The sequence below is a fragment of the Actinomadura geliboluensis genome (genome assembly GCF_005889745.1).
Lineage (GTDB): Bacteria > Actinomycetota > Actinomycetes > Streptosporangiales > Streptosporangiaceae > Spirillospora > Spirillospora geliboluensis.
The window spans coordinates 14,518-25,283 of record NZ_VCKZ01000002.1; the positions used below are offsets into that span (position 1 = coordinate 14,518).

Annotated in this window: 10 protein-coding genes; 6 read left to right on the forward strand and 4 right to left on the reverse strand. The window is 70.4% G+C overall.

Annotated features, from left to right (window positions below; translation table 11 throughout):
• Positions 1–6 precede the first annotated feature (6 nt).
• From ETD96_RS00570 to ETD96_RS00585, 4 genes are all read right to left on the reverse strand, one after another.
• A complete protein-coding gene (locus tag ETD96_RS00570) occupies positions 7–2,238 on the reverse strand; it encodes a xanthine dehydrogenase family protein molybdopterin-binding subunit (protein WP_138632249.1) in 2,232 nt (743 codons plus the stop codon).
• The gene (locus tag ETD96_RS00575; protein ID WP_138632252.1) at positions 2,235–3,107 is read right to left on the reverse strand and encodes an FAD binding domain-containing protein; all 873 of its coding nucleotides are present in this window, start codon (positions 3,105–3,107) and stop codon (positions 2,235–2,237) included. The genes ETD96_RS00570 and ETD96_RS00575 overlap by 4 nt, the downstream gene beginning before the upstream one ends.
• Positions 3,104–3,601: a (2Fe-2S)-binding protein gene (locus ETD96_RS00580; protein ID WP_138632255.1), complete on the reverse strand. Its 498-nt coding sequence runs from the start codon at positions 3,599–3,601 to the stop codon at positions 3,104–3,106. The genes ETD96_RS00575 and ETD96_RS00580 overlap by 4 nt, the downstream gene beginning before the upstream one ends.
• 80 nt (positions 3,602–3,681) lie before the next feature.
• Positions 3,682–4,653, reverse strand: coding sequence for an asparaginase (locus tag ETD96_RS00585; protein ID WP_205719034.1), 972 nt, complete (start codon positions 4,651–4,653; stop codon positions 3,682–3,684).
• Positions 4,654–4,862: 209 nt separating this feature from the next.
• On the opposite strand from ETD96_RS00585, the gene ETD96_RS00590 reads away from it, so the two are divergent.
• The 6 genes from ETD96_RS00590 to ETD96_RS00615 all read left to right on the forward strand — a co-directional run bounded on the left by ETD96_RS00590 (position 4,863) and on the right by ETD96_RS00615 (position 10,620).
• Positions 4,863–5,828 carry an MBL fold metallo-hydrolase gene (locus ETD96_RS00590; protein WP_205719035.1) on the forward strand — a complete coding sequence of 322 codons (966 nt, stop codon included), beginning with the start codon at positions 4,863–4,865 and terminating at the stop codon, positions 5,826–5,828.
• 1 nt (position 5,829) lies between these two features.
• Complete coding sequence (locus ETD96_RS00595) at positions 5,830–6,480, forward strand: SRPBCC family protein (protein WP_138632265.1); 651 nt, start codon at positions 5,830–5,832, stop codon at positions 6,478–6,480.
• Positions 6,477–7,571, forward strand: a complete 1,095-nt coding sequence (locus ETD96_RS00600) for a mandelate racemase/muconate lactonizing enzyme family protein (RefSeq protein WP_138632268.1) — start codon at positions 6,477–6,479, stop codon at positions 7,569–7,571. The genes ETD96_RS00595 and ETD96_RS00600 overlap by 4 nt, the downstream gene beginning before the upstream one ends.
• Before the next feature lie 8 nt (positions 7,572–7,579).
• Positions 7,580–8,935, forward strand: a complete 1,356-nt coding sequence (locus ETD96_RS00605; protein WP_138632271.1) for a dihydroorotase — start codon at positions 7,580–7,582, stop codon at positions 8,933–8,935.
• A gap of 330 nt (positions 8,936–9,265) precedes the next feature.
• Positions 9,266–9,457 carry a hypothetical protein gene (locus tag ETD96_RS00610; RefSeq protein ID WP_138632274.1) on the forward strand — a complete coding sequence of 64 codons (192 nt, stop codon included), beginning with the start codon at positions 9,266–9,268 and terminating at the stop codon, positions 9,455–9,457.
• A 287-nt stretch (positions 9,458–9,744) separates the two neighbouring features.
• Positions 9,745–10,620, forward strand: a complete 876-nt coding sequence (locus tag ETD96_RS00615; protein ID WP_138632277.1) for an endonuclease/exonuclease/phosphatase family protein — start codon at positions 9,745–9,747, stop codon at positions 10,618–10,620.
• Positions 10,621–10,766 lie beyond the last annotated feature (146 nt).

The following is a 10,766-nucleotide window of genomic DNA, read 5'->3' on the forward strand; positions in this document are numbered from 1 at the left end:
GCCGCGTCAGCGGAGCAACGCGCGGACCCGGCCGGGGGTGAGCGGCAGGCGGGTGACCGTCGCGTCCTCCCCGAGCGCGTCCGCCACCGCGTTGGCCACCGCCGCCGGGGTGGCGACCATCCCCGACTCGCCGACGCCTTTGGCGCCGAGCGGGTTGGACTGGGGCGGGCGGTGCTCGATCAAGATCGTCTCGATGTCCGGCAACTCGGACGCCGTGGGCATCCGGTAGTCGCCGAACGTCGTGGACAGCGGCTGCCCCTGCGAGTCATAGAGGAGTTCCTCCAGGAGCGTGCCGCCGATCCCTTGGGACGCGGCCCCGGCGAGCTGACCGCGTACCAGGGCCGGGTTGATGGCCCGTCCGACGTCGTGCATGACGATGTGGCGCAGCACCCGCACCCGCCCGGTGGGGCGGTCGACCGCGACGACGGAGAGCGCACCGCCGAAGGAGAACGTCGGGTGGGGCTTGTCGAAGCGGCCGCGTCCCTCGCCCACCTTCCCGACCGGAAGCGAGACTCCGGCGACGTGCACGGAGCCCTGCCCGAACTCGACGGCGTCCGCGTCGGCGCCCAGCGCCTCGGCGGCCCTGTTGCGCAGGTCGCGCGCGGCAAGCAGGGCGGCGTTCCCCGCGACCGGCGTCGATCGGCTCGCGAAGGCTCCGAAGCCCATGGGCACATCATCGGTGTCGGAAAAGGCGACCCGCACGTCTTCCACGGGGACGCGCAGGACATCCGCGACGATCTGTGCGAACACCGTCTCGATGCCCTGCCCGAGGGAGCCCGCCCCGATGTGGACGGTGAACCCCCCGGCGGGGCCCGGAACGACACGTGCCTCCTCGAACGGTCCGATCGCTCCGATCTCGATGTAGACGGCGAGGCCGAGGCCCACGCACTCCCCGGCGGCTCTGCGGGCGGTGACCTCGCGCCTGAGGCGGGCATAGTCGGCGGCGTCCAGCAGGGTGTCGAGCGCTGCCGGATAGTCTCCGCTCTCGTAGACGATGGCGGGGACGGCGGATCCTTCGCCCATGGCGAACGTGAAAGGCATCGCCGCGGCCGGGATCAGGTTACGCCGCCGCAGCTCGGCAGGGTCCAGCCCGACACGGCCGGCGAGCATGTCGAGCAACCGCTCCCGGGCGAACGTCACCTCGGTCATGCCAGGCCCCCGGTAGGTGCCGACCGGTGTGCGGTTGGTGATGACGCCGGTCGATTCGACGGAGAACGCCTCCCACCGGTAGGGGCCGGCGACCTGCTGTGCGGGCAGCAGTTCGGGCAGGATGCCCTGCGACCGGACGTAGCCGCCGTGGTCGGCCCAGGCCCGGTCGCGGAAGGCGAGGAGCCGGCCGTCCGACGTCGCGGCGATCTCGAGCTCGTGCTCCTGCTCGCGCGCGTGGTTGGTGGCGACGAAGTGCTCGGCGCGGTCCTCGACCCATTTCACCGGGCGGCGCAGGCGGAGCGCGAGATGGGCGACCAGGAAGTCCTCGGGGTAGGCCTCGCCCCGCACGCCGAAGCCGCCGCCGACGTTCACCTCCGCGACCCGGATCCGCTCGGCTTCGATGCCGAGCATCCGCGCCAGGGCCTGCCGGACCGAGTGCTTGACCTTGGCGCCGCCCCACAGCGTGAGGCGCCCGGTGACCTCGTCGACCTCCGCGAGAAGCCCCCGGGTCTCCATCGGCACCGCGGTGTGCCGGTGCATCCGGAACCGCTCCCGGACGACGATGTCGGCGGCGTCGAACGCGGCGTCGACGTCGCCGTGCCGGAGCGGCACGGTGTTGACTACGTTCGTCCCCGCTTCGGGGTGGATCGGCTCGGCCGTCAGCGCCTCCGTGAGGTCGGTGACGGGGTCCAGTTCGTCCAGGTCGACGTCGACCAGTTCGGCCGCGTCCTCGGCGATGTAGGGGTCGGTCGCGACGACCGCGGCGATCGGCTCGCCGACGTACCGGACGACCCCGCGCGCGAGTGGCGGCTGCAGGAAGCGGTTGGCTTCGGGGGTCTCGAACATCGGCAGCCGGATGGGGATCCGGACGTCCGGCAGGTCATCGGCGGTGAGCACGGTCACCACGCCCGGATGTCCGGCGGCCTCGGTCACGTCGATCCCGGTGATCCGCGCGTGCGCCACGGGGCTGCGCACGACACGGACGTGGACCTCGCCCTCGCGGTGAAGGTCGGCCACGTACTGCGCTGTGCCGGCGAGGAGCGCCGCGTTGGCCGTTCTCCGCACGTCGCTGCCGATGATGCCGGTCATGGCCTGCCTCCTTGGTCCATCAGCCGCGTGAGAGCCCGCACGACGACTGTCTCGACGAGCTCACGGCGAAATTCCGGTCCGGCGAACGCGTCTTCCCCCGGGTGGGTCTCCGCCGCGGCCACGCGGGCGGCCAGCTTGGCCGCCTCCGGGGTCAGTGCCACGCCGTCGAGGGAAGCCTCGGCATCGAGCGCTCTGAGCGGGAGCGGCCCGACCGAACCCAGCACGATGCGGACCTGTCGCACTATGCCGTCCTCCCCGGTCGCGATGGCGACCGCGGCTGAGGCGAGCGCGAAGTCGCCGGAGCGGGCCGTGAACTCCTCGAAGGCGCTGCGCAGTCCCAGCGGCGGGGTGGGGAAGTCGATGCTCACCAGCGCCTCGGCCGGTTCGATGACCGTCATGAACGGCCCGGTGAAGAATCCCGCCGCCGGGACGGTCCGGGTACCGGCGGCCGAGCGCAGCACGAACGCCGCGTCGAGCGCGGTGGCCACGACCGGCAGCTCGGCGGACGGATCGGCGTGCGCGATGCTGCCGCCGATCGTTCCGCGCTCCCTGATCGGAAGGTGGCCGATCTGCGCGGCCGCCTCGCGGATCGCCCGCCACGGCCCGGCCAGTTCGGCCGCGCCTTCCAGTTGGGCGTGGCGGACGAGCCCGCCGAGCGCGAGGCCGCCGCCTGTCCGGTCGATGCGGTCCAGGCCGGGGAGGCGGCCGATGTCCACCAGGTGGGTGGGCCGGGCGAGCCGGTAGGACAGCAGTGGCAGGAGGCTCTGCCCGCCGGCGAGGAACTTCGCCTCGTCGCCGCCCTCAATGATCATGTCGAGTGCCTCGTCCAGCGTCGCGGGACGCGCGTAGGCGAACGGTGGCGGCTTCACGACGCGCTTCCCGTGGACGGCCGGGCAGCCAGTTCCCGCTGGGCGGCGAGGACGGCGTTCACGATCGGCACACCGCCGGTGCAGCGGCACAGGTTGGAGCTGATCACCTCGCGCACCCGTTCGGGGGACGCGCCCGGCTCGTCGCGCAGCAGTCCCGCCGCCAGCATCAGGAAACCGGGAGTGCAGAAGCCGCACTGGAGCGCGCCGCCGGTGTCGAAGGCCTGGCGCAGCGCGCCGAGTTCCGGCGCGTCCCCCTCGATCGTCTCGATCCGCGAGCCTTCCGCCTGTACCGCCAGCGCCAGGCATGACCGGACGGGACGGCCGTCCATCAGCACCGTGCAGGCCCCGCAGACCCCGTGCTCGCAGCCGAGACGCGTTCCGGTGAGTCCGTGGTCGCGCAGGGCGTCGGCCAGAGTTCGCCGCGGCGGGACGCTGACCGTCTCCGCACGGCCGTTGACGTCGAGTGCGCACGTCACAGGATCGTCCTCAGCCATCCAGCGCTCCATCACTCACTTCTCCTCATAAGTATCTTCTTCTGTATCACGGTACATAAATGCCCAGGTCGGCGCAACGGTCAGCCCGAGAGTTGCTCGATCGCGTCGGCGATCCGCCCGGGGTCCCAGCCGGCCGAGAGGGCGAGCGAGAGCAGGACGCGCATCTTGTAGGGGTCGAGGGCGCCCCCACTGAGCAACCCCTTGGACAGCAGGTCGATCTCCGAGCCCGGGAAGTCGTAGGTACCGCGGAGCCCCTCTCCGGCTCCGGTCCGGGAGGTCAGGACGACCGGCATCGCGTCGGCGAGGCGGGCCGCGGCGTCGACCATCCGCTCCGGCAGGTGCCCCGCGCCGAACGCGGCCAGCACGACGCCCGCGTAGCCGAGGTCGACCAGTCGGTCGAGGACGCGGCCGTCGTCGCCGAGCGCGACGCTGACGAGCGCCACCGGCGGCGGCTGCGCACCGGGCAGTGGGACGACGCGCACGCGGTGCCCCACGCGCAGCGGAATGCGGACGCGTTCCTCGGCGATCCACCCGATCGGCCCGACTCCGGCACAACCGAACGCCGACGGCCGCGACGTGTGCCCCTTGCGCACGAAGCGCGCCGCGTGGATCTCATCGTTCATCGCCACCAGGGTGCCGAGACCGGACGCCGTCGAGCTCGCGGCGACCCGGACGGCGCCGAGCAGGTTCGCCGGGCCATCCGCGCCGGGCATCGTCGGGTTGCGCATGGCGCCCGTGACCACGATCGGGCGATCGGATCCGCACAGCAGGTCCAGGGCGAATGCGGTCTCCTCCAGCGTGTCGGTGCCCTGGACGACGACCACCCCGTTCACGCCGCCGTCCAGCAGGTCATCGATCCGCGCGGCGACCGCCTGCATGTCGCTGAGCCGCAGATGCGCGCCCGGCACCGGGCGGAAGGCGTCGAAGCCCACCTCGGCGACGGCGGAGATCTCGGGCGCGGAGGCCACCAGGGCACGTGCGTCGAGAGCAGGCCGTACGCCGTGCCCGTCGCCGGGCGAGGTCATCGCGATCGTTCCGCCGAGTGCGAGCACATGGACTCTGTTCCTCGTCGCAGTGGGGATCATGCGGGCCACCTCCTGTGGGCCGGGTCCTGGACCGGCCTTGACGGCCGCGACAGCACCAGGCTAGCGTTTACGTATATCGATACCTAAATAAGAACACACTTCCCGGCGTGCGGGAAGGTGCGTCCAGGAGAAAGGACAGCGAAGTGGTCTGCTGGCCGTTGCCCGTGATTCATGAGATGAGCGAACGACAGGAGGACTTCGTCCCCCCGAACCTCAGCCCGCGCGGGCTGAGGTTGCAGCCGACCGAACTCGCCGATGGCGTGTACGCGCTGATGGCCAACCAGATTCCCAAGGACAACAACGGGCTGATCGTCGGCGACCGCGCCGCGATGGTGATCGACTCAGGCATCACCCCGGGCGTCGGCCGCTACCTGCAAGAGGTCGTCGCCGATCTCACCGACAAACCCGTCCGGTACTTGGCCAACACCACCTTCCACGGAGACCACACGTTCGGGAACGCCGCGTTCGGCGACGACGTCGCGCTGGTCTCCTCCCGGCTGAACAAGGCGTCGATGGCGACGATCTCGCTGGAGCACGAGAAGGCTCTGCGGCTCAGCAGCATGTACGGCGACGAAGGCCTGGACGAGGTCGTCACCTGGCGGCAGCCCGACCTGGTCTTCGACCGCTTCTGCGAGATCGACCTCGGTGGGCGCGTTGTCCATCTGTGGCATTTCGGGCCCGGCAATGGATCAGGCGACACCGTCGTCCACGTCCCGGACGCCAAGGTGGCCTGGGTCGGCAACTTCCTCCGCCACCACGGCATCCCGCCGATGCTGCTGGCCGGCGATCCGGTCGGCTATGCGCGCTCCATCCAGGCGCTGAAGGCGACCATCCGGGTCGACACGCTCGTCCCCGGGCACGGGCCGCTCGCCGCCGCCGAGCCTGGTATCGCCTGGCACCTGCACTACCTGCACCAGGTCGCCGCATCGGTCTCCCGGCTGCGGGACGAGGGCGCGAGCGTCGAGAAGGCTCTCGACGAGGTCCTGCTGGACGACCCGCTGCCGCTGTCGGAGGTCGTCCCGGACGCCGCCGCCGAGGAGAACGACCGGTTCGCAGCGCTCGTGCGGTCGAACCACAGGCTGAACGTCCTGCTGACCTATCGCTGGCTGGCGGGTACCGCCGCTGCCGGTCACGGAGGCTGACATGCGGATTGAGAACACCTTCACAGTCCCGGTCGCGGTGGATGAGGCGTGGGCCGTCCTCCTCGACGTCGAGCGGGTCGCGCCCTGTATGCCGGGCGCGACGCTCGAATCGGTGGACGGCGACGTCTTCACCGGCCGGGTCAAGGCGAAGGTCGGGCCCGTGACCCTCACCTACAAGGGCCGGGCGGAGTTCACGTCCCGGGACGCCGCGACGCGCACGGCGACGCTCACGGCCAAGGGCAAGGACGCCCGCGGCGCCGGCACCGCCGCAGCGGCGGTCACCGTCCGGCTCGCCGGCGAGAACGGGATCACCCGGGTCCAGGTGCACACCGACCTGGACATCACCGGGAAACCCGCGCAGCTCGGACGCGGCGTCATCACCGATGTCGGCAACAAGATCATCGGCCAGTTCGCGGACGCGCTGGCCGAGCAGCTCACCGCCGAACGCCCGGTGGCGGACCCGAGGGCCGCTGCGGCGGCGCAGACGACGGCATCCCCGGCGGGCGCGGGCGGCGGGAGGCATGCCCGCCCGGTCGACGACTCGATCGACGTACTGGGGCTTGCCGGGCAGTCGCTGCTGAAGCGCCTGCTCGCAGCGCTCACGCGCCCCTTCCGGCGGCGCCGCCCAGCCCAGGAGAGGAGCACCTCATGACCCGCGGAACGACGGTCACCGAAGTCCGCACGGACTTCCTGTCCATCCCGCTCGACCGGCCGCTCGTCACCGCGGCGTTCCCCATCCCGGCGATCGACACGGCCCTGGTGCGGGTGCGGACGCGCGACGGCCACGAGGGCGTGGCCTGGAGCTTCGCCTTCGGCCGTGGCCGTGTCGCCTCCCTCGTCGCCTTCATCGAGGACCTCGCCAAGTCCCTCGTCGGCGAGGACGCCCTCGCCATGGAGTCCCACTGGCGGCGGATGTCGAACGCATCCGGGTTCATCGGCCGCAGGGGCGTCGCCGCCCTGGCGATGTCCACACTGGACACCGCCTGCTGGGACATCGCCGGACAGGTGGCAGGACTCCCCGTGCACAAGCTCCTCGGCGGGTCCCGTACACGCATCGAGGCTTACGCGAGCCAGGGCCTCTGGCTCGACCGGACAGTGGACGAGCTCGCCGCGGAGGCGCGGGACCTGGTCGACCAGGGCTTCACGGCCGTCAAGATGCGGGCCGGGCTGCCCGACCCGCGCGAGGACGTCCTGCGCGTCCGTTCGGTGCGCGAGGCCATCGGCCCGGACGTGAAACTCATGATCGACGCCAACCAGGCGTGGGACCTCAAGCAGACCCTCCGCATGGCCCGGCTGTTCGAGGAGCACGACGTCTTCTGGCTGGAGGAGCCCATTCCGCACGGCCAGGTCGAGGACTACGCGGTCGTCGCCGCGAAGATCCCGATGCCGCTGTGCACGGGCGAATCGAACTACTTCAAGGACGAGCTGCTGTCGCTCGCCCGCACCCGGGCCGCCGACTACGTGATGCCCGACCTGATGCGCATGGGCGGCGTCACCGAGTGGATGAAGGCCGCGCACGTCTGCGAGGCGTTCGGGCTGCCCGTCACCCCGCACCTGTTCATGGAGCACTCGGCGCATCTCGCCTGCGCCGTGCCGAACGCGGTGTGGCAGGAGTACCAGCCCTGGTGGCAGCCGATCATGGAGGAGCCGGTGCGGATGGTGGACGGCCACATCGAGCTGTCCGACACACCCGGCTTCGGGATTCGGCTGGATGCTTCCGCCGTCGACGAGTACCGGGTCTGAGGGCTTCCGTGACCTTTCTCGACCTTGTGATCGCCGGCGGCACCGTCGTCACCTCCGCGGGCCGCCGCCGCGCCGACGTCGCCGTGAGCGACGGCCGGATCGTCGGACTGAGCAACGGCGGACTGTCGGCGCAGCGGACGGTCGACGCCTCCGGGCTGCTCCTGCTTCCCGGAGGCGTCGACACCCACGTCCATCTCATGGACCCCGGCGCCACTGACCGGGAGGACTTCCCGCACGGTACCCGCGCCGCGGCGGCGGCCGGGACGACGACCGTCATCGAGCACGCGCACGGGAACCCCGTCCGGACATGCCGGGACCTCCGGGCGAAGATCGACCATCTTGGCGGGCGCTCCAACGTGGACTTCGCTCTCGCCGCGCACGCCTGGCCGGGCGCGGAGCAGGAGGTCGCGCCGCTGTGGGAGGCGGGCACGGCGTTCTTCAAGGTATTCACCTGCACCACCCACGGCGTGCCCGGTCATGACGCAGCCGCCCTGTGGCGGCATCTGCGCGCCAGCTCCGCCGCCGGCGCCGTGAGTCTGCTGCATTGCGAGGACGAGTCGCTGACCGAATCCGCCGGCGCCGTCCTGCGGGACGAAGGCCGCGGTGACGGCGGACTCATCCCGCAGTGGCGAAACCGCGAGGCCGAGGTCGTCGCCGCGATGGTCGCGGGAGTGCTCGTGCGGAAGGCCGGGGCGCGGGCGGCCGTCGCTCACGTGAGCCATCCCGAGGTCGCCGAGTACCTGCATCGGGAACGCGAGTGCGGCGCCCGCCTGTTCACCGAGACCTGTCCCCAGTACATGCTGCTCCGTGAGGACGAGGTCCTGGAGCACGGCCCGTTCCGCAAGTTCACGCCGCCGGCCCGTGCCCGGCACGACGCCGACGAGCGGGAGATGTGGCGGCTACTCCGTGACGGCCTGCTCACCCATGTCTCATCCGACCACGCTCCCTCGACACGGGAGCAGAAGACCTCCGGCGGCATCTGGGACGTCCACTTCGGGCTCCCGGGGCTGGACACCACGATGCCCGTGCTCCTCGACGCGGCCGCCCGGCAGATGATCGCTTACGAGGACGTCGCGCGACTGTACGCGGAGGTCCCGGCCCGGCTGTACGGGCTGTGGCCCCGGAAGGGCCGCATCGCACCGGGATTCGACGCCGACATAGCCCTGGTCGACCCGTCCCGTGAGTGGACCGTCCGCGACGCCGGCGTCCACTCCAAGGCCGGCTGGACGCCCTACGCCGGCCGGACGCTCACCGGCCGCGTCGTCCGCACCTACTTGCGCGGCGAGGTCGTCGCCGAGAACGGCGAACCCGCCGACGGGCGCACCGGCCGATTCCTCCCCGGCCCTGGCCTGCGGCCCGGCTGACTCCGGATCCCCGTCCCAACAGAGGAATGGACCATGAAGTTCGACGGCCGACCGCTCGCGTGTGGAGTGGACGTACGTCGAGCACAACGACTCGACATTCGAGGGCCGACACTACCGGTTCCAAGTTGCGGGATGGGCGTCGAGCCTTTCTGCGGCACGCTGTTCGTCGGCAACACGGTCGGAGAGATGGTCGACCAGAATCGACTTCCGCTCGGCACGTTCTCCCGGCCTTTCCGGCTTAGGCCAGTCCAGGGAGCCGGTCCTGTAGGGAGTGCGTCTGCGGGCCTTGGGGTTTGCCTCCCGGGTCGCCTGGCCCGGACGCCCGCGATCGTGCTCGCCGTCGCCGTGCTCATGCTGGTGACCCACCTGCCCGTCTTCGACCCAGGCGGGGTCGCCGCACTGAACCGGCACGGCGGGTACGTCAGCGCGGGTGCCGCGACGGGCGGGTACCGGCGCCTCTGGACGGATCCCGAGCCATGGGGCTCGCCCGGGGCGCGGCGGCGGTCCAGGCTCGTTCCATGACGAACTCCCGCGCATACGGGGAGTCCAGAGCGCCGATGCCGCCCGAAACGATCAGGATGCCGTGACCTGCGGAGGTGCCGCTTTTTCGGCGCTTGGGAAGGCGTCTACCGATACTCGATAAGGCGTCATGTCGATGCTCTTTCGTGGCACGATCGGTCCGTGCGCGAGTGAAGACTCCTTGACATCGCGCGACCGCCTGCTTGCATACTGAACCGTCTTGTACGCCCGCTTCGGGAGGTGGCATGCGCCGGTTTCAGGCCACGGCCGTAGTGCTCATAATCACGGCCATGATGATGCTGACGCCGCACTCTGTGTTCGCGTCCACAACGGCGAACTACAAGATATGGCACTGGAACATCGCCGGCCATGCCATTCACAAGGGCCTTACCAACACGGGCATCATCGAGGCCATGCGCGGATCCATCGGCGGTCGCAATCCAGACTTCGTGTCGGTCAACGAGATGTGCTACAGCCAGTACCGAGCGCTGATCGAGGAACTGCGCGGGATAGGGTGGCCGGAGGACCCCACTAACTTCGCCCGCTTCGAGACAATGCGGCCTAGTGGTCTCTGTGCCGGTACGGCGTACGGCATGGCGATCTTCAGTCGCCATGCGCTGGGTGTTTCGATGCGCTACACCCTGCCCTACGACGGGACGGACAAGGAACGCAAGTTGACGTGTGTACCCCCCAAATCTCAGCCGTCGGTGAAGTTCTGCACGACCCATCTCAGTATCGTGACGGAGTACAAGGGCCCGCAAGCTGATTACGTGCACAACGTCCTCGAGGGATTCCGCACCGACGGTGACACCGTCATCATCGCCGGAGACTTCAATCTCTTCCCGAATGCCTCCGTGTTGAACAAATGGTATTCTCCCGCCGTCGACACTCCCAGTAACCCTAACAACTACGGCTCCTATCACGAGTTGGACGACCAGGCCCAGGAGTGCCCCGGCTGGGGGGAGGCGACCACCGAGGAGGGAAGTATCTCGGACTACTCCTGCGGCCAGTACTGGAAACTCGACCTGACATTCGCCAACGCCGACCGGCTCATCTCCTACGACGCCGACGCGCATCCGATCGGCGACTTCTGCGGCGCATACCGTGACCGGCCCTGCTCCGACCACAGGATCCTGACCTCCAACGCGACGGTGACGATCGGGTAACCGACCGGACGCCGGCTCCTGGCCGCCTGCCGCACGCGGTGCCGTGCGACAGGCGGCCGGTCCGCTGCCGTGGGGAAGCGGGCCATGCCGCGCGGACGAACGAACGCCTGCCGGGTCATCGCGATGCTGTGCGTGGAATCCCCGCG

Coding starts and splice junctions, on each gene's coding strand:
- ETD96_RS00615 (WP_138632277.1), top strand. CDS start 9,745: ATGATGATGCTGACGCCGCACTCTGTGTTCGCGTCCACAACGGCGAAC.
- ETD96_RS00595 (WP_138632265.1), top strand. CDS start 5,830: ATGCGGATTGAGAACACCTTCACAGTCCCGGTCGCGGTGGATGAGGCG.
- ETD96_RS00580 (WP_138632255.1), bottom strand. CDS start 3,601: ATGGCTGAGGACGATCCTGTGACGTGCGCACTCGACGTCAACGGCCGT.
- ETD96_RS00570 (WP_138632249.1), bottom strand. CDS start 2,238: ATGACCGGCATCATCGGCAGCGACGTGCGGAGAACGGCCAACGCGGCG.
- ETD96_RS00600 (WP_138632268.1), top strand. CDS start 6,477: ATGACCCGCGGAACGACGGTCACCGAAGTCCGCACGGACTTCCTGTCC.
- ETD96_RS00590 (WP_205719035.1), top strand. CDS start 4,863: ATGAGCGAACGACAGGAGGACTTCGTCCCCCCGAACCTCAGCCCGCGC.